Below are 24065 nucleotides of genomic sequence, written 5' to 3' on the forward strand. Positions count from 1 at the left end.
GCCATGAAAAGAATCACATTTATGCTTGTCTGCTGTCTCATCTTTACCGGAGTGCAGGCCCAGAAGATTACGCGCGAATACCATAACGTGTCGCTCAGCGAGGCTCTGCGCCAACTGGACGAGCAGACCGAGGAATACACCATCAGTTTTCTCTACAACGAACTGGAGGACTTCCGTATCACCACTTCGGTACACCACAAGACCGTTCCAGATGCCATCCGTCAGATGATTGGCTTCTACCCCATCCGCATGAGTGTTGAGCCAGGGATTACAAATCCCAACCAACAGGAAATCATCGTCGAGTGTCCGCAGAAGACAGCCCCTAGATACAAGGGGAACATCATAGACGAGCAAGGCCAGCCCGTAGCCTACGCTAACATTGCCCTGCTCTCATCTCAGGACTCCACGCTCATCACAGGTGGCGTATCGAACGAGAGTGGTCTCTTCGTCATCCCTTGCGAAAGGCCACAGGAAGGCAACGGCACGCAGCCCGTCCTCGCTCGTATTTCCTATGTTGGCTACAAGACCATTTACAAGCGATGCAACAGCACCAACCTCGGCACTATACGAATGCAGCCCGAGACAATGACGTTGAAAGGAGTCGTTGTGAAAGGCGAGATTCCGCAATACAGAACCACAACAGGTGGTATGACTGTCGAAATACAAAACTCCATCCTCAAAGATGTAGGGACGGCCGACGAAGTACTCTCGATGCTCCCTAATGTACAGGGTGGGGACGGCAATTATACAGTATTTGCTAAAGGCACACCAGAAATCTATATTAACAATAAGAAGGTGCAGAACACTCGCGACCTAAAGCAACTGAAGTCCACCGACATCAAGAGCATTGACGTCATCACCTCGCCAGGTGCCAAGTACAATGCAGAGGTCAGTGCAGTTATTCGTATCAAGACTGTCAGGCCACAAGGCGACGGTATGAGTGTAGGGGCTTACAGCCAAGTGGTATATAATGAGAAATGGACTACCTACGACGATGCAACGGTAAAATATCGTACTGGCGGTCTGGAGGCGTTTGGAACCATATCACTTAATAATCACAACCACTCCGAGGACAACACGCTGCAATCAGACACTTACGCCAATGGCAATCATGTCAGTATCGACCAATACGCCCCTACCAGTAATTGGATCACGATGCTGAACGGACAAATAGGAGTCAGTTATGACTTTGATGCAGACAACTCCATTGGCTTTACCTACAGTCTGGGCGGTTCGCTCTATGAGGGTGGAACAGTGCCGATGCAACAGATCATCACGCGAAACAACGCCTTGGAAGGTACGGTGGACCAACTCATGAAGTTTGGTGCCAGTAATCGCCCTCATCACGAGACCAACATCTACTATGTGGGTAAAGTCGGTAAACTCGGCATCGATTTCAACGGCTCGTGGATATGGAAAAAAGACATGTACAACCAGACTTCGTTCGAACAGAGTCTGCAACTAGGCGACCGCATCGTGACGACTCACAACGAGAATCGGGGTAATATGTTGGCAGGGAAACTGGTACTGACTTATCCGATATGGAAAGGAGAATTGAGCTTCGGCAGTGAGGTCACACGCTCCAACAGTCACAGCATATATGAAAATATTGAACGAGTTTTATCCCCTTCTGACGACGAGATCCGAGAAAGCAATATTGCAGGATTTGCAGAATATCAAATGAAACTGGGCGATTGGAGCATTGGTGGCGGACTGCGTTACGAGGCAGTTAATTCCGACTATTACTCATTCGGTAAATACCTGACCGAGCCAAGCCGCCAATACCGCGACCTCTTCCCCAATTTTATCGCAGGTTGGCAAAAGAACAAATGGGGCATCCAACTGAGCTACGACAAACGTATTAGCCGTCCAAGTTATCAGTCGCTCAACTCTAATGTGCAATACGATAACCGCTATGAGTACGAGGGCGGAAACCCGCTGCTACGTCCATCCATCATGCAGAATCTCGACCTGAATGTCACCTACTCATGGCTATCCTTCACAGCAGGCTATAGCCATAACAAGGATGCGCGACTGAGTTTCGGCAGCCTATATCAGGAGGGGACAGAGATAACCATCTGGACCGACCGCAATTTCGACAAATTCGAGTCATACCACGCCTCACTGACGGTCTCCCCCAATTTTGGCTTTTATCAGCCGACGCTGACTCTCAGCTACTGGCAGCAGGACTTCGACACTCAGGCATACGGTATTACCTCAAAACTCAACGACCCCGAATGGCAGATCAATTTCCGCAACTGGTTCTCTATCGACAAGACCACCAAGGCCATGCTCTATCTGCATTATTCCACCAACTATGATAATGGCTTCAATCACTATGCCCACAATTTCAACATCAATGCCCGCGTGCAGAAGACTTTCTTTGGTGGCAACCTGACAGCCGCTCTCTTTGCCAACGACATCTTCCGCAACCTCCGTGAACGCTGGACGGGCTACTATCCCGTAACTACGATGACCAAGGATGCCTATCTCTATACGCAGAACATCGGAGTGTCACTCTCGTATAATTTCAATACCACCCGAAGCAAGTACAAAGGCACAGGTGCTGGTAACGAAGAAAAGAACCGACTATAAATCTCTCTCGTGATCTCCTCACGATAGCAGATGTTTTTCCACCCTTTTATGCAAACTTAGAGTTTCCTCCGAGGAAAGTCCCACTTTCCTCCGGGGAAACTCTGCTTTTCCTCGGAGGAAACTTTGAAGCCTCATTTCCAGGTCACATCGAGTCAGCAGGAACTCATAAAAAACGTTAAGTACTAAAAGTTTAGTTGGAAATATTTTGTTCTACTAAACTTTTAGTATATATTTGCAGCCAAGAACAAGACAACCACCGTATGAAAGAGAAAAAAGCAGCACGCCAACTGACTAAGGCAGAGACGCAGGTGATGAATATCTTATGGGCTCTGCCTGAGCAACAAGGATTCATTCAAGACATCATTGAGCGCTATCCTGACCCCAAACCCGCCTATACGACAATCCTCACCTTCATGAAGATTCTGACAGAGAAGGGGTTTGTCAAACCAGAGAAGAAGGGTAAGGCCAATCTGTTTTCCCCTTTGGTAAGCAAAGACGACTATACCTATTCATATATCAGCGATGTCAAGGACACCTTCTTTGGCGGTTCTTTTTCTTCACTTGTCAGCTTCTTTGCCCAGAAAGAGCATTACAATGAAGAAGAAGTTGCCGAGTTGAAAGAGTTGATGCACAAAATTGAGAAAAAGAAATGATGGCTCCACTTCTTCTATATATAGGTAAGGTGGCAATACTGCTCGCAGTATTCTATCTATTCTATCGACTGCTGATGGAACGCGAGACCTTCCATCGCTTCAATCGTGCCATACTGCTCCTGTCTGTCTTGATGGCCTTTATCCTTCCACTGTGTGAGATGACCCTACACAAGACAGTGACAACAGCCTCCATGCCGTCTGATAGTACAACCTTCCATGCTGATTCCCATTCCGCATCCTCTCAATCTGCAGTTTATAATCCTCTTCTATGGCTGTTCGCTGTCTATCTCACAGGGATGGTATTAAAGATGCTGCATACAGCCTTCAGTATCTATCGACTCCACCGCCTGATTCGTCATTGTGAGCATCATCCTCAGGCTGATGGCACCACGATTGCTGTTTGTCCTCAGGATATAGCACCCTTTAGTTGGTGGAACACGATTGTCTTCTCCCGTTGGGACTATCAGCTGCAAGATAGGGCCTTGCTAGTTCATGAGCGGGCACATATCGATAGTTACCACTCCTTCGATCTCCTGCTGATGGAGTTGGTTATAGCCTTACAGTGGTTTAACCCTGCCATCTGGCTGATAGGACGTGAGCTGCGTGCTGTTCACGAATACGAGGCAGATGCCAGTGTGCTCTCTGGCGGCGTGGATGCCCATCACTACCTGAACCTGCTGATGGACAGAGCCAACGCCAAACTGGAGTGTACATTGGCAAATGCCATCAGTCAGCGAACGCTGAAAAACCGCTTTCAGATGATGGCTCGTCATCGTTCCAAGCCATCTCGCCTGCTCAAGGTTCTCTATCTCCTACCCATCGTTGCCATCACCCTGGCCCTGAATGCCAAGACCATTATCGACTATCAGGTAGAAAACCTCTCTCTCACCAGTCCTGCAGCCGATACCATCCAGACATCTGTGCCCCAGGAGGTGGCAAAGTCCCCTGTATCTAAGACAAACAGAAATCAGAACGTCCAGAGGTCTGAACAACAGTCCGACATCGTACTTGTCACCATTTCTGGTACAGTCATCGACATGGAAGGCCATCCCCTTACGGGAACCATCGTCAAGGTACACGATGGCACATCCGGGACAATCACCGACTTCGATGGCAAATTCAAACTCCAAGTACCGAAAGGTTCCGCCGTCGACTTCATGAACATTGGCATGGCAACAGTCTCTATACCAGTTAAAAGCGACATGACCTTCCAAAAGATAACAATGAAACTTGAATAACCCAACCAAGAGTAACAATGAGACCAACTCCCCTAACCATGATCTTATGGCTATGTCTCTGGCACTCGAGTCCCACCTCAGCCCAGATACAAGAAACCTTCTGGCATTGGCAGGTGATTGATACCGTGCAGATCTTCTGTGTGTATGATCATACCACATACCCTACACTCCGTTCATATCAGTTTAAGGAGCACGAACTGTTTTGTGTAGAGGTGGGGCGCAACATCTCAAAGTACTATAGCCTGAAAGAACTCGAGGGCGACTCTCTTCTCCATACAACGTCACAAGCCAAGCAGGAATATCAACGTCGAATTCGTGAAGCCATGAAAGTTAAGGGCGGCAACAAGACAAGTCGTCTGGAAAAGATGACGCAAATCATGCCTGGCGGAAATCTTGAAGAAACCTATAAGAACTATCCCGTACAGGATTCTATGTTAGTGCATAACGGCTGGCATGGACGAACGAAATACACAGAAGCTATGATACCACAGGACTGGGAGATACAGTCCGACACCATGTCGATCTTAGGTTACGCCTGTCAAAAAGCCACATGCAGATGGCGAGGGCGCGACTACACAGCATGGTTCACAGAAGAGATTCCCATAAGTGATGGTCCTTATAAGTTCTTTGGTTTACCTGGCTTGATCGTATCTGTTGAGGACTCAACTGGCGAGTACGGTTGGCTGCTGCAGGGCATAGAAAAGCCCGTTGGCAAACGTATCTACTTGTCGCAACCCTTTAATGGACAAAGATATAAGCCTACAGATCGTCTGACAGAGCTACGCAGTCAATGGAAAAGTCGACTTGACATGATAAAGAAGCTTAACTCAGATGCCATTATGCTTGGAAAAGAACCTCCAGAAAACGAAGATCCCTATGATTTAATAGAGTTAGACTACAAGTAAAAAACAACAAAACCAACTGAATATGAAGAGGTTACTATTTACCTGTCTGATGACAGGTCTAGCCCTTATTGTCTCTGCACAGGTGAAGATATCAGGATATGTTACTGACAGCCAGAGTGGGAAACCGCTTGGCAAAGTTATTGTGTCGGCAAGAGATCAGGAGAACAAGATGAAAGGGTTTACCCAGACCAAAACAGATGGAACATATACTCTTACTGTTGCAGGGGAGTATCTTCATTTCTCTATCATCGGCTATAAAAAGAAGACCATCAACCTAACGGCAGGTCGGACAATATATGATGTGGCATTGGAACAATCGGTCATCGAACTGAAGGAAGTGAAAGTCAAAGCACGGAAGATACGTCAACGAGGCGACACCTTAATATATCATGTGGCCACCTTCGCCAAAGACGGCGACCGTTCCATTGGCGATGTACTGAAGAAAATGCCAGGCATACAGGTGGCCAACGATGGTAAGATATCGTATAACGGCATGCCCATCAACAAGTTCTATATAGAGGGTAAGGACTTATTACAAGGAAAATATGGTTTGGCTACGAAAGGCGTAGAGCATCAGGATGTGAGCAGTGTGGAGGTGATGACCAATCATCAGCCAATCAAAGCCTTGAAGAGCCTGTCTGAGTCGGAACAGGCTGCCATCAACCTGCGACTGAAAGACGGCTCGAAGTCGCACTTGATAACCACCATTCAGGCAGCCATCGGCTTACCATCACTGTGGAATAGCAACCTCACTACTATGATGTTCAGTAAACAGTGGCAAATGATCTCTACCTATAAGACTAACAATACGGGCGAGGACCTTCTGAACGACATTCGTGAGCATGCCTCATTTCTGGAACCACCAAGACAAGAATTCCATGAGACGGATTATCTGTCTCTTCCAGTAGACCGTCTGTCGGAATTAAAGCAGAACAGGACTCTATTCAATAAGTCGCACCTGCTGTCAACCAATTGGATCTTCGGCATTGGTCAAGACGCAACACTCGATGCACAGGTATCATACCTTTCAGACCGCCAACATGCCGACCACCAAACGAACTCGGTATATTTCCTCGCCGAAGGGAGTCGCCTGATAGAAGATCGTCTGCACAGCAAGAACGGTCTTCAAGAGCTTTCCGTAAAACTGACTGCTGAGGTAAACCGCGACAGCAACTATCTGAACAACATACTACGGGCAGAGTTAGACTGGCATGACGGCGATGTACAGACAACTGGTACTTATAATACCTCACAACACCTCTATCAGCCGCACCATCAGTTGAGCAATACGCTTGAGTTTATTCATCGTAAAGGCAAGAACGCCTTGACTCTTAACTCACACCATCAGATGGACTGGCTACCGCAATACACCTCTGTCATGAGTGGGGTTCAGCCATACCGCCAAGAGCTGAACCGTCGCTCATTCTACAGCGACCAGCATGTGAACTACGACTTAGGTATGGGCATGTTTGTCGTGGCGATGGAGGGCGGTATGAACTACATCAATCGTCGTCTGAACAACTATCACACGTATCGTTACCAAACTTATCTCACACCTACGCTGAGATATCCACATCGTGATTTCAACTTTACGTTCCGACTACCGTTAAACTACTATCACTACGATTTCGATGGTAGCAAGCGCGACGATGTGAGCTATGGCACCAGTCTGGGTGTGTCCTATCGTGGCATTCCCCATTTGTCACTATCACTCACAGGCGACATCAGCGAGAATCCTTATAACATCAGCAGTCATTATGATGGCCTATTGATGACCAACTACCGCACCATGACACGTGGCACCACCGAATACGGCACGGCAACGGGAAAGAGCCTGACACTATCGACTTTCTATCAGAACACAACTAATGGCATATTCGGTTTCCTTACTGTCAGCCATATGTGGAACAAGAACCCGTTTGTGTCTATTCAATCGTTTGATGGCAACTGGCTCATCAACGGCTTGATGCTCAGTCCAAATCATAGTCGCTCATGGCTCGTCAATGGCAATATCGAAACCTTGTTTCCACTCGTTGGCGGTATGTTTAAACTCTATGCCCGCTGGTTGCAGTTCGATCGTGAGATGATGACAGACGATGCTCTGACAGCCTATCGCAACAACTCCTTGTCGCTTGATGCCATCGTCAACGGTACTCTCTTCCGCAAACTCAACTGGAAGTACGAACTGGAATACAATTCCAGCCATTTGTGCGTAGACGATGGTGGAGCAACTACCCTACGCGACTTTGAGCATAGTTTCTCACTCTATTATTCGCCCATCAGGAAACTATCCTTCTCTCTGATAGGCGAATACTATCATAATGAGATTGCCACCCGCCAATATTCCGACTATTTCCTGATGGACTCAAAAGCCATCTTGAAGTTCCGTTCCAATCTTGAACTGGCCTTAACCCTCAACAATATATTCAATGTCAACCATTACTCTCACACCATTTACAACGAGATGATGTCTATCTCAGAATCGCAGCCCATCCGCGGTCGCGAACTCTTACTAAGCATCTATTTTCGACCATAAGAGTTTAAAAGTGTAACAACATTCGAATATTTTTCGTATCTTTGCGATGGAAATTGCAAAGATAATATATAAATATAATAAGGTACGTGATTACAAAAGACAGCATCGAGACCGCCTACAGCTTCCTGCACCAGAAGCAGCGCATCTATGCCCACTCCACGCTCGACTGGCAGAAGGATGACATAGAGGTCGCCATCGCCTCGTATGCCGATGACATGAGTCGAGAACTGTACACGACCGTCTCTGGCGGCAAGCCCGACAGCCGCTCTCTTTGCCAACGACATCTTCCGCAACCTCCGTGAACGCTGGACGGGCTACTATCCCGTAACTACGATGACCAAGGATGCCTATCTCTATACGCAGAACATCGGAGTGTCACTCTCGTATAATTTCAATACCACCCGAAGCAAGTACAAAGGCACAGGTGCTGGTAACGAAGAAAAGAACCGACTATAGATCTCTCCTTTCTTGATGGGCTGTCGCTGGTTCAAGCCCATCATCCTGAAGCGCCTTAAAAAGAGTCCTGTAAATCGATGATTTACGGGACTTTTCTTTTTCTCACGTTTCAAAGTTGCACCCATCTTGCACCCAATTTCATCAATCAACCTCCGCCGCTGCTCGTTCCTTCCTACGGAAGTAAACAAAATTTATCAGGTGCTCTGGCGCCCCTGAACACCCCATTTTCAGGGCGTTTCAGCGCCCTCGGGGTTTCCTCCGGGCAAAGTCGGACTTTCCTCCGACGAAACGCCTGCTTTCCTCCGAGCAAACCGTACCATTGCAGGGAGCCTTCCGTAGCCTTGCCTTCGGAAGTGCCGATTTTGTAAATTTATTCTATCAATATTCACTTTGCCGAAGCAGTTTTATCCCTGAAAAACGTTGAATCAAAATTGGACAATTGGACAATTGGACAAAAAGTTTTTTCTTTGTCGAAGTCAAGACAAAGAAAAAAATAATTAATATATTATATTATATTAATTATATTATATATTATAATATATAATATAATTAAATTCTTGTCATTAGCACCGTCTGTTCCAATCGAATTTAAGTTTTGTCCAATTGTCCAATTGTCCAATCACCGCGCCAAACAGTAGTAGTTTTCAGTTGCTTGTTTGGTGTCATATGTTATGATATTTAGGATTTGTTTTTGCACTCCAAAGTATACAAATATACCGCAAAAAACGCCCATATCTCATAGAAAATGCTTATCTTTGCACAAGTATGCTTAGAGACTTCATCGCTATCGACTTCGAGACGGCCAACCAGGAACCGTCGAGTGTCTGCTCTGTGGGAGCGGTCATGGTACGTAAAGGGCAGGTGGTCGATACCTTCTATAGCCTCATCCAGCCAGAGCCGAACTACTACCATTATTGGTGCCAGCGCGTACACGGACTGAGTCAACAGGATACAGACGAAGCACCAGTCTTCTCGACAGTATGGCGGCGATTAGAAGAACGCCTGACGGATGTGTTCTTTCCCGATCAAGCGACGGAGCAGCAAGAGCCCTCGTGCCTGCACGAAAGGCTGAGTGCGATCCCATTCGTTGCCCATAATGCACGTTTCGATGAGGGATGCCTGAAAGCGGTTTTCAAGGTCTATCAGATGGACTACCCCGACTACCGTTTCTTCGACACGCTCACTGCATCCCGTCGGCAGTTCGGCCATGCACTGCCTAACCACCAGCTCCACACCGTTGCCGCAGCCTGTGGCTACGACCTGCAGCACCATCACCATGCTCTGGCCGATGCAGAAGCCTGCGCCGCAATAGCATTATACCTCCTATAACGGTTGAGTTCCCGGATAGAACAAAAGAAGATGGCAGAGCGGAAGATCATACACGTGGACATGGACCAGTTCTTCGCGGCGGTAGAGCAGCGCGACCATCCCGAGTTGAGAGGTAAGCCCGTCGCCGTAGGGCACGACGAGGCGAGAGGTGTGGTATCGACCGCCAGCTACGAGGCCCGCCGCTACGGCGTACACTCAGCCCAATCAATACAAGTTGCCAAACGCCTCTGTCCACCACTGATCATCGTTGAGCCCCACTTCTATAAATACAAAGAGGTGTCACAACAGATACGGAGCATCTTCCTCGACTATACCGACCTGATTGAGCCGCTATCGCTCGACGAGGCCTTCCTCGACGTAACGGACAACAAGAAAGGCATACCTCTTGCAGTGGATATTGCCAGGGAGATCAAGCAACGCATCAAGGAGACAACCGGCCTGACAGCCTCTGCCGGGGTGAGCTATTGTAAGTTCCTGGCGAAGATTGCATCCGACTGGCGCAAGCCCGACGGTCTGACGGTGATACATCCCGACAAGGCTGTCGCATTCATCGAACAGCTGAACGTTCAGAAGATCTGGGGTGTGGGACAGAAGACGGCCGAGAAGATGCACCACATGGGTATCTTCACCGGAGCCGACCTGAAGAAACAGTCGCTGACCCGCCTCACACAGGAGTTCGGGAAGATGGGACATGTGTTCTACGAGTTCGCCAGAGGTATCGACGAGCGTCCGGTCATCTCGGAATGGGAGCGGAAATCGGTCAGCTGCGAGCGCACCTTCGAGACTGATATCAGCAGCGATGCGGCTGTCACCGTCGAACTATATCACACTGTGCTTGAACTGGTACGCCGCATCGAGAAAAGTGGTTTCGAAGGATACACGCTGACCCTGAAGGCCAAGGTGATGACCGCTACCGATGGACATACCGGCTACCAGTCCTACCAGCAGATCACCAGAAGTATCACCACTGGCTACCTCCTGCGGACAAAAGACGATATACTCCCCCTGGCCAAGAGACTGATGCAGGAGGTTGACCACTACTCACACCCGATCCGCCTGCTGGGGCTGGGTGTATCGAACCATCGGGATGAGCAGACCAACGAACAGCCACGATGGGTTGAACTGGAGCTGGAGTTCGAAGACTGGCCCCCCAACTAAGGGTGATCGCGACATCACCTACGGAGGGGTGTTTTACGGATATTGAGGGTTTTAAGGGTGAAAAAATGATGTTTTGCGCATTTTGAGGAAAAACAAACGCAAAATTCTTTTTTTATATCAAACATTACGCTTATCTTTGCACCAGATTTTTCACATAAATAGATTGTAACATACTGATAACTAAAAACCTTCTTTACCAAAAAAAAGAGTTATGAAGATTGGAATTGATTTAGGAGGCACTAACATTCGAGTTGGACTTGTTGACCAAAACCGACTCATCAGCAAACAGACCGCACCCTGTCCGAAGGGCACGGAGAAAGAAGTGTTGGAACAGATTCTCGCACTTATCAAAAAGGTGATGTCGGAAGAAGTAACATCAATTGGCGTAGGCGTTCCCTCTGTCGTGGACCGCGAAAGAGGGATCGTCTACAATGTTGCCAACATCCCGTCGTGGAAAGAAGTACATCTCAGACAGATTCTTGAGGACGAGTTCCACAGACCAGCTTTTATCAACAACGACGCTAACTGCTTTACCCTGGGTGAGCATTACTTCGGGGAAGGAAAAAACTACAACGACTTTGTCGGACTGACCATCGGTACAGGTATCGGCACTGGTCTTATCTTTAACGGGAAACTGTACAACGGACACAACACGGGAGCTGGCGAGATCGGTTCGCTGCCTTTCAAGGGAAAGGACTATGAGCATTTCTGCGCCAGCCGATTCTTCGACGCCTTTGAGACAACAGGTGTCGAGTTAGGGGAAAAAGCGAGAGAGAATGATGGACAGGCACTGAAAACATGGTGCCTCTTCGGTGATAACCTCGGCTGCCTGATGGAGGCTATCCTTTATGCCTATGATCCACAAGCCATCCTATTGGGCGGAGGGATCACCGAAGCGTTCCCCTATTTCAAGGACGCGATGTACCAACGCCTCAAGGAGTTCCCTTATCAGGAGTCGGTAACCCGCTTGCACATCGCTCCCTCTAAACTGAAAGACGCAGCCCTGCTGGGTGCTGCCATGTTAGACGAATAATCAATCGCATTAAGGATATGAAACACCGAAAAATAAGTATTCTCACGGCCATCTGCTTCTGCACATTAGGTGCACAGGCACAGACCACAGAACTGCTTGACGGATGGGAGTGCCAGTCGTCGGCCATCGTCGGCACAGACGGAGCCGCCCTCTCTACCGGCAAGGAATCATCCGCATCCTGGTATGCCACTCATGTCCCTTCGACGGTCATGGGCACTCTCGTTGCCAACGGGGAGTATCCGAGACTGTTGGAGAGAGATAACTATAAGCAATACAACAACAGTCGGTTCCTCGTACCCTGGTTCTTCAAGAAGAACTTCCGTCTGGACGGACTGAAGGATCATGAGCATGTCAGACTGCTCTTCGAGGGACTGGGCTACAGCGCCAACATCTATCTGAATGGAAAACTGGTAGCCTCGCGCGATACCGTACGAGGGCCGTTCAGCACCTTTGCCGTCGATGTCACAGGCACAGCCAAGGAGGAGAACACCCTGGTGGTGGAGACCTTCAAATGCAACCCCGGTGACTTCAATATCGGCTTCGTAGACTGGAACCCGCGCCCACTGGACGAGAGCATGGGTATCGTCCGTCCAGTAAGCGTGCAGCGTTGTGGTGACGTGGTGATTGAGTCACCGCGTGTCTGTTCACGAGTCAACCTGAACACCATGAAGGAGGCTTGGTTGGACGTGGAGGCCCAACTGCGCAACCTGAGCGACCACGACGTCAGCGGTCAACTGGTATGCACCTTCGAGGGTCAGGAATATGCCCTACCCGTCACCCTGCGTGCAGGACAAGTCAGGACGGTCCGACTGGACGAGAACGAGATGGCAGCCTTGCATGTGATGAACCCGCGCCTCTGGTGGTGCTACACCATGGGCAAGCCCGAGATGTACGACCTGTCGCTGGCGTTCAAGGCCGACCAGACCCTGAGCGACACCAAAGAGGTACGCTTCGGCATCCGTGAGGTAGGCAGCTTCATCACCAACGACGGCTACCGTGCCTTCACCCTCAACGGGCAGCGCATCCAGCTCCTCGGTGCCGGCTGGACCGACGATATCTTCCTGCGCGATGATGCCGCCAGCTACGACCGTCAGCTGGAGCTGGTCAAGCAGATGAACATGAACACCGTTCGTCTGGAGGGCTTCTGGGGAACATCTCAGGCACTCTACGACCTGTGCGACGAGAAGGGAATCCTGCTGCTCGCCGGATGGAGCTGCTTCTGGGAGTGGGACTCTTACCTGGGTAAGCCCTGCGACGAGCGATACGGTGGCATCCTCACCGACGAGGAGGCTCAGCTGATCGCAAGGGAATATGACGACCAGCTGCGCTACCTGCGCAACCATCCGTCGATCATCGCCTGGTTTGTCGGCAGCGACAAGCTGCCTATCCCTGCCCTGGAGTATCACTATGAGTGGGCACGGAAAGTCATCGACGACCGTCCTTATATCATCTCCGCCAAGGAGATGGAAAGTAATCTCTCTGGCACATCCGGCACCAAGATGGCTGGTCCCTACGACTACGTAGCACCATCCTACTGGTATGCCGAGGAGGCACCGGGCGGTGCCTTCGGCTTCAACACCGAGACAGGCATCGGTGCCCAACTCCCTGTCAAGGAGTCGTTACAGCAGATGCTCGGCAACAAGCTATGGCCGCTCGACAGCACATGGAACTACCTCTGCACCTCTGCCGCTGAGGCATTCAACAACCTCGACATCCTGAAGGAGACCGTCGCCAACCGCTATGGTGAGGCCAAGGATATCGACGACTTCCTCAGGAAGGCAAACATGGTGAACTACGACGGTACCAGAGCCATGTTCGAGTCTTTCAGATACAACAGTCCGAAGGCGACAGCTCTGATCCAGTGGATGCTGAACGCTGCACGTCCGAGTCTCTACTGGCAGCTCTACGACCATTTCCTGCGGCCTAACGCTTCTTTCTATAGTGTGAAGAAGGCCTGTGAGCCCGTTCAGCTGATCTACAGTCACTTGAACCGTGACGTCCGTGCCGTCAACAGCACCCTCCAGCCTGTCACCATCACGGCCACCATGAAGGTCTATGGCGTCAGCGGAAAGGCATTAGGCAATAAAAAGGTGACCGTGACCGTTCCGGCACTGGGCTCCGTCAAAGCCTTCGACACCGTGGAGCTGACAGAGGACAACGGTTATCTCTTCCTCAGCTGTCAGGCTGACGGAAAGACCATCGCAGAGAACGAGTATGCCCTGGCCACCACCAACGATGTCTACGACTGGCCTAAGTCCGACTGGACCAGAACCCCGATACTGAAACATGCCGACCATACCGCCATCGGCGGTCAGCAGCCTGCTAAGTGCAAGGTGAAGGTCAAGGAGGCACAGGGACGACAGATTCTGCTGACCGTCAGCAACCCCTCCGACCAGGTGGCTTATCTGCTCCGTATCGTCCTCAAGGACAAGAAGGGAAAGATCATCGACGGTGTGACCTTCAGTGACAACTATATCACCATCGAGCCCCGTGGCGAGAAGACCGTCAGCTGCGTGTTGCCCCGTGATGTGAAGTTCGCAGCCGACGTACTGAGCTATTAAAACGACAGAAGCCTATGACCAAGCTCATCCTCTCGACAGACTTCACGGAGACCTACGCGACCAAGCTGTTACGCGGCATCCTGAAATACTCCCATCAGACAGAGCCTTGGGTCATCTGCCGCATGCCACCGTCGTTCCGTAAGACATACGGCATCCCGAAGGTCGTGGAATGGGCCAAGAACTGGGATGCCGATGCCATCATCGCACAGTTTGAGCCCGACGACGAGGTGTCGCTCTTCAAGGAGGCCGGCATCATCGCCATCGCTCAGGACTATAAACAGCGGTTCACAGAGATTCCCAATATCACCAGCGACTATACCGCTTCGGGAAAGAAGGCCGCCGAGTTCTACTTCATCAAGGGCTTCAAGCACTTTGCCTATTACGGTTACGAGGATGTGATATGGAGCGATGAGCGCGGAAAAGGCTTCAGGGATTATCTGACAGAGAACGGCATCAGCGACAAGTATATCTTCGAGTTCAAGAAACAGAGTCTCGACGAGCTCTGGCACTACGAGAGTCAGCCACTGAAAGAGTGGCTGTCGGCCCTTCCCAAGCCCGTCGCTATCTTTGCCTGCGACGACACAAGAGCGAACATCATCATCGAGCTCTGTAACACGATGTCGCTGCGCGTGCCCGTCGACGTGGCCGTGCTCGGCGTCGACAACGACGATCTCACCTGCCGACTCTCCTATCCGGAGCTGTCGAGCATGGACCTCGATGTGGAGAAGGCCGGCTACGAGACAGCCGATCTGATCATGAAGATGAAGGAACACTGGGACATGAAGCCCAATGACATCATCGTCCATGATACCGGCATCACCGAGCGGACCTCTACCGACATCTTTGCTACGACCAATCCCAATGTGTTAAAAGCGTTGTGGTATATCCACACAAATATCTCTCATCCAATCTGTGTCGGCGATGTCGTCGCACAGGTGTCAGTGTCGCGTCGCCTCCTGGAACAAGAGTTCCGGGAGGAGACCAGCGTCACCATCTACGACTACATCTCCAAGCTCCGTATGGAGAAACTCGCCCAACTGCTACTGACTACCAACGAGCCACTCGACATGCTGGCTGTCATGGTCGGCCTCAACGATGCCAAGAACCTGGCTCGTCAGTTCAAGGCATATAAAGGGATGACACCACTGGAATATAAGAAAAAATATAAAATCTGACCAACAATGAAAAGAATCTATTCGCAGGTCTGCCTGACCATCGGCATCCTCTGTTCAACGGTGCTGACCGCCCATGCACAGGTCACCGCAGATTATCAGGTGGTACCTCTCCCTGACCAGATCGTCATGCAGAAGGGGAAACCGTTTGTCCTTGACAAGAACACCGTCATCATAGCCGATAACGACGGAGCGATGACACGCAACGCCCAGTTCCTCCAGGAGTACATCCGTACCAACACCGGTATCGAGGTGCAGATGGGAAGCGGTAAGGTGAAGAACGCCATCACGCTCCGACTGGACCAGACCGTCCCGTCGAAGGAGGGCTATCGTGTCAGCATCAGTCAGAAAGGCATCAGCATCAGCGGTGCGACACCTGCCGGTGTCTTCTACGGTATCCAGATGCTCAGGAAGGCGCTGCCCTGCGACAGTGTACGGGAGCAGGTGATCCTGCCCGCCGCCACCATCGCCGACAGTCCACGCTTCGGCTATCGGGGCATGCACCTTGACGTGTGCCGTCATTTCTTCGACACGGACTTCGTCAAGGAATACATCGACCTGCTGGCCTTGCACAACATGAACGTGTTTCACTTCCACCTGACAGACGATCAGGGCTGGAGAATAGAGATCAAACGCTACCCCAAACTCACGGAGGTCGGTGGCTACCGTTCAGGAACTGTTCTGGGCCGTAACTCAAGCGTCGACGACCATACCCGTTACGGTGGCTACTACACCCAGGAGCAGTTGCGCGATATCGTGAAGTATGCCGAGGAGCGCCATATCACCGTCATCCCCGAAATCGAGATGCCCGGTCATACGTTAGCCATCCTGGCCAGCTACCCGGAGCTCGGCTGTACCGGTGGACCCTACGAGGTAGGTCATTTCTGGGGCATCTATAGCGATATCCTCTGTGCCGGTAAGGAGGAGACCTTCGCCTTCATGGAGGGGGTGCTCGACGAGGTGATGGACATCTTCCCATCAAAGTATATCCATATCGGCGGTGACGAGGCACCCAAGACGAAATGGGAGAAATGCCCTCTCTGCCAGAAGCGTATCGATGAGGAGCAGATCAAGAGCGATGGTAAGGTCAGTGCAGAGGATCTGCTACAGGGCTATTTCACCCGTCGCATCAACAAATACCTGACCCAGCATGGGCGCCGTCTCATCGGTTGGGACGAGATTGCCGACTTCGGCATCGACACCACCGCCACCATCATGTCGTGGCAAGGATCGGAGCCAGGCATCAAGGCCGCAGCGAAGGGCTTCGACGTGATCATGGCTCCGTCGGACTATGCTTACTTCGACAAATACCAGATCGATGACGACTACTTCGAGCCGAAGCTCATCGGCGGTTGTCTCACCGTAGAGAAAGTGTACAACTACGAGCCGCTGAGCGATACCGCGGCCCCACAGGATGCCAGCCATATCCTGGGTGTTCAGGCGAACCTCTGGACGGAGTATATCCCCATCAAGGAACTGGCCGAGTATCAGGTGCTGCCACGTATGGCAGCCCTGGCGGAAGTGCAATGGCTGGATCCCGCGAAGAAAGACTACCAGCAGTTCCTCCCGCGTCTCGACAGACTCGTACAGCTCTACCGCAAATACGGCCTTACCTATGGCTTGCATGTATGGCCCGAGCTATACAAACAAAACAGAGAAGTTTTTTAAATACCAAAGCACTATATATATGAACTTAAACCTCACTTCTCAGATTAAGATGCCCGACCACAAACTGCGCCGGCAGGTTATCGAACTGTGCCAGAAAGTCGGGAAGCCTTTACTGAAACTATCCACAAAGGATTATGTGGACAACGGACTGGGACAGCTCGTCAAGGAGTTTGACGGACAAGCCGGTCTGGTAAACATCGAGGTGTTCAACGAACTGCAGCACACTATCACCGGATGGCCCGGTGGAAAGCCCGACGTCGACGACACCTACCGTCCGGAGCGCGCCACGCCCTACCCCAAGCGTGTCATCGTCTTCTCCCCACACCCCGATGATGATGTCATCTCCATGGGTGGCACCATCCGTCGACTGATGCAGCAGGGACATGACGTGCACATCGCCTACGAGACATCCGGCAATATCGCCGTCGGCGACGAGGAGGTGACACGCTTCATGCATTTCATCAACGGTTTCAACAAGATCTTCGCCAACGGCTCCGACGAGGTAATCAAGTACAGCTACCAGTCGGTGAAGGCCTTCCTGAAACAGAAGAAAGAGGGTGATCTCGACAATGAGACGGTGCTGCGCCTGAAAGGCCTCATCCGTCGTGGCGAGGCCCGACTGGCCTGTGGCTACAACGGCATCAACAGCGATCACATCCACTTCCTCGACCTGCCCTTCTACGAGAGCGGCAAGATCGAAAAGCTGCCGATGTCGGAGAACGATGTGCTACCGATCCAGCAACTCATCGCGGAGGTGAAGCCTCATCAGATCTACGTGGCTGCCGACCTGGCCGATCCTCATGGCACCCACAAGAAATGTACCGACGCTGTTCTGGCTGCTATCGACGAGGAGAAGAAAGCGGGTGCAGAGTGGCTGAAGGACTGCCGTGTATGGATGTACCGCGGTGCCTGGGCAGAATGGGATGTGGCCGACATCGAGATGTGCGTGCCGATGAGTCCGGAGGAACTACGTGAGAAGCGTAATGCCATCCTGCGCCATCAGAGTCAGATGGAGAGTGCCCCGTTCATGGGTAATGACGAGCGACTGTTCTGGCAGCGTGCCGAGGATCGCAACCGCGACACGGCGAAGCGCTATGATGATCTCGGTCTGGCATGTTACGAGGCCATGGAGGCCTTCGTGGAGTACCATATCGTCTGAATGACCCCTCTCATGAGCAGATAGACAACCATGGCCAACCACAGGCCATGGTTTTTTAGTATGCCGGCCGTCAGCCCGTAGATGACGAAGAACAACAGGGCCGACACCAACGACGATACCAACATCCCTCTGGTGGCTGTCATCCCGATGAACAGCCCATCCCAGATGAAGGCCGCCGCTCCGGCAGTTGGTATAAGCCAGACCCACCACAGATAGTCGTACGAGGTTGCCAGCACCTGTGGCTCGTCAGTCAGGATACCCACGATCGCTTGTCCTCCCACCATATACAACAAGGTAAAGAACACGGTCATCAGCACAGCCCAGCCAAACAGGTGGCGGACCGTCTCACGGAACACCAGTTTGTTGCCTGCCCCGTAATAACGGCCTCCCAGCGCTTCTCCGGCATAGGCAAAGCCGTCCATGAAATAAGAGAAGAACAGGTAGAGCTGCATCATCACCGTATTGACCGAAAGGATCACTGCCCCATGACGGGCACCAGCGGATGTAAAGAAGAGGTTCACCAGAACCAGGCACAGTGTGCGGAGGAAGATGTCACGGTTGACATGGAAGAAACGGCTCATCGCCGTGCGGACGAACGTGCCTTGCAGAACCAGATAACAGCGCAGACGACCGTAGTAACGGAAGAACAGACCTACCGCCATGAGGAAGCCCGCATACTGTGCGATGACCGTTCCAAGGGCCACTCCCTCGATCTTCATGCCGAATCCATAAACCAACAGCAGACTCACTAGGATGTTGATCACGTTCTGAGTGATGGAGATCAGCATGGGAATACGGGTGTTCTGCATGCCGATATACCAACCCGACAGACTGAACAGTCCCAGAGAGGCCGGAGCGCCCCAGACCACGATGTAGAAATAGGTGGTGGCCGATGGCTGCACGTCGGCTGTCGGACCGATCAACCAGAACATCATGAGCCGCAGTGGCACCTGGAGGACCAACAGGACAAAGGCAATACCCAAGGCGATGGCCATCGAGCGTAACAGCAAACGTCCAACCTCCGGGAGGTCACGCCGACCCAAGGCCTGTGCTGTCAGTCCACTCGAGCCCATCCGCAGGAAACCGAAAAGCCAGTAGACCAGGTTGAAGATCATCGAGCCGACCGCCACCGCCCCGATATAGACGGCACTACCCATGTGTCCCACGATAGCCACATCGATCATCCCGAGCAAGGGCACGGTGATATTCGATATGATCGATGGCAAGGCGATCTGCAAGATCTGTCGGTCTCTCTGATTCATTCGTATGCAAAATTACGAAATATCGCACTCCCACCGCACATTTTGCAAGAAAAAGTGCATTTTTTCTCGTTTTTCTTGTTGAATTAGACAATTTTATCTATCTTTGCACCCGACAGCCCGAAAAGCTGTCCCATCAGGGTTTGCTTAACCGCAATTAATTGGGAACGTGAGTGAGAATCTCCGACTGTCCCGCAGCTGTGAGCTCCCGTATGGCTCTGAAGTGAGAAAAGCCATTGCCTATCAGGGCGAGAAGGTACTTCAGGGTGGAGCGAAGTCAGAAGACCAGCCTTGAATGGAAGAAGCCGACAATCCTCGATGTAAGGATGAGAGGCAAAACGAATGCCTTTGTTGGGAAAAAGTCAGTAATAGTTCTGGAGTTCGTGTGGACTCTTTGTAACGTTACATACGTGTATTATTATATAGGTTTGTGAAAGAGACCCAGCCGCGAGGCCCGGTCTCTTTTGATGTTTCTGTATTGCCTTACACGACACGGATGTATCATTTTAATACGTGAAATGACCGCATGACACTTTGAGCATGTCTAATCATACATTCCAGCCATCCTACTCCAACGTTTTCCGCTATCTTTGCAGTATCATTATCTTCACTAATCAATTAACATATGAACTGGAAAAAAAGACATTATCTACTACTGGGTCTGGTCTTCATGGCCATCGGAGCATGGGCACAGACAGAAGAGTTATGGGTACAGAATGGGGAGCGTAACATCTATGGTGTGCTGAACCATCAGAAAGAGACAGGTAAAAAACAGCCATTGGCTATCATCGTGCACGGCTTTAACGGTTCACACGATTGGGGTCGCAACTACTTCGACACATTCAGCTCAATGGGTTATATGTGTTACACGTTTGACTTCCCCTGCGGATCGGCAAACAACAGGAGCGACAGCAACACAATGAACATGTCGATCATCGACGAGAAGCACGATCTGGAGGCCATCGTGAACTATTTCAAGAAGCGCCCGGATGTGGATGCCAGCAAGATTGTACTCGTAGGCGAGAGTCAGGGCGGACTGGTGGCGGCCCTCACTGCCGCTGAGATGCCAGAAGATATCAGTCAACTGGTGCTCGTCTTCCCCGCCATCGCCCTAGGCGACAATCACGACACCCGTCCTATAGAAAATATGCCGGACACCACCCGTATCTGGGATGTGCCTTTGGGTAAGCGCTACTTTATGGAACTGCGCGACATACACTCCTTTGATGTGATAGGACGCTACGAGAAGCCCGTCCTAATCATCCAGGGTGACAACGACAATGTGGTACCGCTCTTCAGCACGCAAAGAGCCGCGAGGAGATATAAGGATGTCCGTATGCACATCATCCACGGCGCCGGCCACGGCTTCAATGCCAAGGAGTTTGAGGAGTCGCTTCAGCCAATCAAGAACTTTATCAAACACGATTAATTATCTGATTGCGGCAGATGCCATTATCAAAAGAGGCCCAGCCTTATAGCTTGGTCTCTTTTGATATTCTATGATGAGCGACAAACAGCTATCATTCTTCACTTTTCTTTTTCGCTTTTACGAGGAAACGCCATGAGAGGGAAAGCATGTAATACTGCGGGATACAGTTCCGCCAGGTCTCGGTTTTCCCCTGTGCGTTCATGATTAACTGTGTATTGGAGAACTGATGCAGGATATCGAATCCCTGTAGTCGCACAAAGAGTTTTCCTTTGCAAATAGCCTTACTAATCTGGGCATTCCACACCCAGTCGGTGGTGTTCATCTCCGTCTGATGATAGCCCCGACGAGCAAACATCGTAATGTCTGATGTGAGCTGTGCGCCCCACGGTAACTTCACCTGCGCATTAGCCCCCAGGCTGTAGTCGCCAGCCCGGATATGAGTGAAACCACTCCGTTTGCTATCAATGAGATAGTAATCGGCACCACCATGAAGCGTCAGCTCCAGGTCGTCGTTGGCACGATAGTTGAGCTTCAGCTCGTCGCCGATCCTCCAGTTGTTGACAATGCTGCGCACACTCTCCGCATATCCCTCAACACTGGCCATATCTACACAATGGTTATAGCTCACCGTCGATCTGTTCTCAAGGGAGAGCTTCTTATCCTTATCCAAAGGACCATAGATGCTCCAGCCACCATTCAGGTCCCAGTTGCCATTCACGCTGACCGGCCTCATCGTAGAGATACCCGACGACTTATTGAACGAGAGACTATAAGCGACGCTATGATCCGTCTGATGGTAGTTGGCCCACAGACTGAAGTTCAGTTTCTGATTTCTATGGGTTGAAAGGTTCATATCCACATAGTAACGATGGAGATTCTTCAGGTCCGGATTTCCCAAGAAGACAGATAGCGGGTTACTATCGTCGCGATAGTCGATCATCGACGTCAGGTCGGGGAAGTCGGACTTGATGCCAGCCGACAACATATACCCGATCTTTCCACTATGCGAGCGAAGACTGATATCCGGCTCGACGAAAGCCTTACTATGCGGCAGATGATAATGATCTGTACGCGTATAATGAAGGTGAGCATTCACCATCCTGACAGGCATATTAAGCAAGAACTCTCCGTTGATGGCTTTCAGCTGAAAGAGGAAGAAATGCAAGTTGAAGAGATGCTCGTTACGGTATTCGTGGTAGCGATAGCTGTTTCCCCTGTCGATGACCTGAGCGAGAGCCTCTCTGGTTGACGGAAGAACATCAAACCGACTGCTGTCTCTGCCGATGATCTTATCCAATCGATACAGGTCATTATAATGCTTGTTATAAGTATAACGGTATTTATATTGGGGCTGAATGGAGACACTGCGTATCTGCCAGTTATAGCTGAGTCCACCGGCAAGGCTTATCTCTTGCTGTGGCTTATGAAGATAACTATTCCGATAATCCAGAGGTCTTTCCTCTTGGAAGAATCTTGCCTGATCGCGCGAGAAAGTCTTCTGCTGGCGCCGGTTATAACCAAAGGAGGCTTCCACCCTGAACATGTCTGTCACAAAGGTACGGAAGCCGGTCTCCGTCCCGATGCTTACATTCAAGTCATTGCCGTGATGACTATTGTCGGATATCATCTGGTTGATTTCAGCCATAATATCGGATACCGTCTCTGCAGAATACCCCATACCCTGTGTCCGGGCATAGGAGAGATTGACATGATTGATAGATGTATACTTTTTGTCCTTGGTAGTATGATAGACGAAGTTATTGCTGAGACGATCTGTGCCACTGGTATTTTTCGACTGTCGAAGAAGATACGAATCATCGCCCTGAAGGTATGTCTGTGTCTCCTGCCTGGTCTCATTGTCGGCACCGACATGAGAGAACGTCAGCTCGTTGGTAACCCACTTGTCATATCCATCAAGATAGTTGACATATGCCAGACCAGCGGTTTTTGTTGCCAACAGTCCGTCGGGTACGTCCTGCGGTCTCCATTCACCGCTGAGTTCTGCCTTCTGGTTGTCGTTCAGATTATTGATGTTATAATAGGCCCCTATCCGCTCCTTGTCGGAGAAGCGCATACCAAATCCCCGTGTCTTATAACGCTGGTGTGTCCCTACGCCGGCTTCTATATTTCCCATCCAGTTGGTAGCGTATTCCTTCTTCAGGCGCACGTCCATCACAAAAGAGTGATCGCCCATATTGCGCCCCATCATCGTTGAGGTCAGTCCTTCTTTGTTGTATACCTTGATCCTGTTAACCGTATATGCAGGCAGGTTCTCCAAGGCAACCTTAGGATTACCCGCAAAGAAGTCGTGACCATTAACCAGCAGGCTCTCAATATACTGGCCGTTGACATAGATCTTACCATCACTGGTCAGTTTTGCCCCAGGCAGACGGGCTATCAGTGCGTCAAGCATACTTCCTTCCGCCAGATTAAACGCAGTAGCATTATAGACAATTGTATCGCCACGCATGACCATCTTGATCTTCGTAGCCTTCACAAGCACCTCAGGAAGCTCGTGGGAGATCCTCAGCATACGGATAGGTTTAACAGGAATCATCATCTCACGATGACTACGGATATCAATGTTCATATAGGCATCATTATAATCGTCCATCGTCGCCTTCAGGATATAACGCCCTTTCTCCAATACCGTCTTGAGTTCATAAGAAGCCACCTCCTCACCCGTCATGGGATCGGTATAAAAGTTTTCCGCCTGTGTACTATCTATCACCGTACTGTCGGCAGTCATCAAGAAGATACGAGCCTTGAGTGACTTACCCGAGATATTGTCGACAGCCCTTCCGGAGATTGAATACTCATAGTCTTTTCCTTCAGCCTGCAGACTTTGGAACATGACGATCAAGAATGGTAAAATGATGCGAATAGCAGAACAAGAATAATGATACATATTTGG

At 50.5% G+C, this 24065-nt stretch carries 16 protein-coding genes, 1 pseudogene and 1 riboswitch; of the genes and pseudogenes, 15 read left to right on the top strand and 2 right to left on the bottom strand.

The features are described from left to right. Positions 1–3 precede the first annotated feature (3 nt). The 14 genes and pseudogenes from BMY63_RS04785 to BMY63_RS04845 form a co-directional block, all read left to right on the top strand. Entirely contained in the window at positions 4–2595 is a 2592-nt protein-coding gene (locus tag BMY63_RS04785) for an outer membrane beta-barrel family protein (protein ID WP_256218939.1), read from the top strand. A gap of 260 nt (positions 2596–2855) precedes the next feature. Continuing rightward, complete coding sequence (locus BMY63_RS04790; RefSeq protein ID WP_091902456.1) at positions 2856–3248, top strand: BlaI/MecI/CopY family transcriptional regulator; 393 nt, start codon at positions 2856–2858, stop codon at positions 3246–3248. Continuing rightward, a complete protein-coding gene (locus tag BMY63_RS04795; RefSeq protein WP_091915088.1) occupies positions 3245–4486 on the top strand; it encodes a M56 family metallopeptidase in 1242 nt (413 codons plus the stop codon). Before BMY63_RS04790 ends, BMY63_RS04795 begins: the two co-directional genes overlap by 4 nt. 17 nt (positions 4487–4503) lie before the next feature. Then, a complete protein-coding gene (locus BMY63_RS04800) occupies positions 4504–5391 on the top strand; it encodes a GLPGLI family protein (protein ID WP_143065721.1) in 888 nt (295 codons plus the stop codon). A 22-nt stretch (positions 5392–5413) separates the two neighbouring features. Then, positions 5414–7927, top strand: coding sequence for a peptidase associated/transthyretin-like domain-containing protein (locus tag BMY63_RS04805; protein ID WP_091915090.1), 2514 nt, complete (start codon positions 5414–5416; stop codon positions 7925–7927). Positions 7928–8013: 86 nt separating this feature from the next. Beyond that, complete coding sequence (locus BMY63_RS04810; protein ID WP_091915092.1) at positions 8014–8229, top strand: hypothetical protein; 216 nt, start codon at positions 8014–8016, stop codon at positions 8227–8229. 31 nt (positions 8230–8260) lie between these two features. Then, positions 8261–8383 carry a hypothetical protein gene (locus BMY63_RS12450; protein ID WP_256218942.1) on the top strand — a complete coding sequence of 41 codons (123 nt, stop codon included), beginning with the start codon at positions 8261–8263 and terminating at the stop codon, positions 8381–8383. A gap of 765 nt (positions 8384–9148) precedes the next feature. Next, a complete protein-coding gene (locus BMY63_RS04815) occupies positions 9149–9712 on the top strand; it encodes an exonuclease domain-containing protein (protein ID WP_091900379.1) in 564 nt (187 codons plus the stop codon). A gap of 30 nt (positions 9713–9742) precedes the next feature. Further along, entirely contained in the window at positions 9743–10870 is a 1128-nt protein-coding gene (gene dinB, locus BMY63_RS04820; RefSeq protein WP_091915094.1) for a DNA polymerase IV, read from the top strand. 211 nt (positions 10871–11081) lie between these two features. Next, entirely contained in the window at positions 11082–11903 is an 822-nt protein-coding gene (locus BMY63_RS04825) for an ROK family protein (protein ID WP_091915096.1), read from the top strand. Positions 11904–11920: 17 nt separating this feature from the next. Further along, the gene (locus tag BMY63_RS04830) at positions 11921–14464 is read left to right on the top strand and encodes a glycoside hydrolase family 2 protein (protein ID WP_091915098.1); all 2544 of its coding nucleotides are present in this window, start codon (positions 11921–11923) and stop codon (positions 14462–14464) included. A 14-nt stretch (positions 14465–14478) separates the two neighbouring features. After that, complete coding sequence (locus BMY63_RS04835) at positions 14479–15639, top strand: AraC family transcriptional regulator (protein ID WP_091915100.1); 1161 nt, start codon at positions 14479–14481, stop codon at positions 15637–15639. Between the two features lie 6 nt (positions 15640–15645). Next, positions 15646–17304, top strand: coding sequence for a beta-N-acetylhexosaminidase (locus BMY63_RS04840; RefSeq protein ID WP_091915102.1), 1659 nt, complete (start codon positions 15646–15648; stop codon positions 17302–17304). A gap of 82 nt (positions 17305–17386) precedes the next feature. Then, positions 17387–18463 (top strand): annotated as a pseudogene (locus tag BMY63_RS04845) (PIG-L family deacetylase); the annotation flags it as partial. Here the strand turns inward: BMY63_RS04845 and BMY63_RS04850 are convergent. Then, on the bottom strand, positions 18421–19725 hold the full coding sequence (locus BMY63_RS04850) for an MATE family efflux transporter (protein ID WP_091915104.1): 1305 nt from the start codon (positions 19723–19725) through the stop codon (positions 18421–18423). The pseudogene BMY63_RS04845 and the gene BMY63_RS04850 sit on opposite strands and share 43 nt — an antisense overlap. A 119-nt stretch (positions 19726–19844) precedes the next feature. Further along, positions 19845–20030: riboswitch (cobalamin riboswitch) on the top strand. Between the two features lie 317 nt (positions 20031–20347). Between BMY63_RS04850 and BMY63_RS04855 the strand changes: the two genes are divergently transcribed. Then, positions 20348–21151 (top strand): alpha/beta hydrolase family protein, encoded by an 804-nt coding sequence (locus tag BMY63_RS04855; RefSeq protein ID WP_091915106.1) that lies wholly within the window; start codon positions 20348–20350, stop codon positions 21149–21151. Between the two features lie 91 nt (positions 21152–21242). Here the strand turns inward: BMY63_RS04855 and BMY63_RS04860 are convergent, their stop codons facing one another. Then, on the bottom strand, positions 21243–24005 hold the full coding sequence (locus BMY63_RS04860; RefSeq protein ID WP_256218943.1) for a porin family protein: 2763 nt from the start codon (positions 24003–24005) through the stop codon (positions 21243–21245). Positions 24006–24065 lie beyond the last annotated feature (60 nt).

The organism is Prevotella aff. ruminicola Tc2-24 (genome assembly GCF_900110895.1).
Lineage (GTDB): Bacteria > Bacteroidota > Bacteroidia > Bacteroidales > Bacteroidaceae > Prevotella.

What these genes read in the sequence shown, in the direction of transcription:
- BMY63_RS04840 (WP_091915102.1), top strand. Translation starts at nt 15,646, where the DNA reads ATGAAAAGAATCTATTCGCAGGTCTGCCTGACCATCGGCATCCTCTGT.
- BMY63_RS04785 (WP_256218939.1), top strand. Translation starts at nt 4, where the DNA reads ATGAAAAGAATCACATTTATGCTTGTCTGCTGTCTCATCTTTACCGGA.
- BMY63_RS04795 (WP_091915088.1), top strand. Translation starts at nt 3,245, where the DNA reads ATGATGGCTCCACTTCTTCTATATATAGGTAAGGTGGCAATACTGCTC.
- BMY63_RS04860 (WP_256218943.1), bottom strand. Translation starts at nt 24,005, where the DNA reads ATGTTCCAAAGTCTGCAGGCTGAAGGAAAAGACTATGAGTATTCAATC.
- BMY63_RS04850 (WP_091915104.1), bottom strand. Translation starts at nt 19,725, where the DNA reads ATGAATCAGAGAGACCGACAGATCTTGCAGATCGCCTTGCCATCGATC.
- BMY63_RS12450 (WP_256218942.1), top strand. Translation starts at nt 8,261, where the DNA reads ATGACCAAGGATGCCTATCTCTATACGCAGAACATCGGAGTGTCACTC.
- BMY63_RS04800 (WP_143065721.1), top strand. Translation starts at nt 4,504, where the DNA reads ATGAGACCAACTCCCCTAACCATGATCTTATGGCTATGTCTCTGGCAC.
- BMY63_RS04825 (WP_091915096.1), top strand. Translation starts at nt 11,082, where the DNA reads ATGAAGATTGGAATTGATTTAGGAGGCACTAACATTCGAGTTGGACTT.
- BMY63_RS04815 (WP_091900379.1), top strand. Translation starts at nt 9,149, where the DNA reads ATGCTTAGAGACTTCATCGCTATCGACTTCGAGACGGCCAACCAGGAA.
- BMY63_RS04855 (WP_091915106.1), top strand. Translation starts at nt 20,348, where the DNA reads ATGAACTGGAAAAAAAGACATTATCTACTACTGGGTCTGGTCTTCATG.
- BMY63_RS04830 (WP_091915098.1), top strand. Translation starts at nt 11,921, where the DNA reads ATGAAACACCGAAAAATAAGTATTCTCACGGCCATCTGCTTCTGCACA.
- BMY63_RS04835 (WP_091915100.1), top strand. Translation starts at nt 14,479, where the DNA reads ATGACCAAGCTCATCCTCTCGACAGACTTCACGGAGACCTACGCGACC.
- BMY63_RS04805 (WP_091915090.1), top strand. Translation starts at nt 5,414, where the DNA reads ATGAAGAGGTTACTATTTACCTGTCTGATGACAGGTCTAGCCCTTATT.
- BMY63_RS04790 (WP_091902456.1), top strand. Translation starts at nt 2,856, where the DNA reads ATGAAAGAGAAAAAAGCAGCACGCCAACTGACTAAGGCAGAGACGCAG.
- dinB (WP_091915094.1), top strand. Translation starts at nt 9,743, where the DNA reads ATGGCAGAGCGGAAGATCATACACGTGGACATGGACCAGTTCTTCGCG.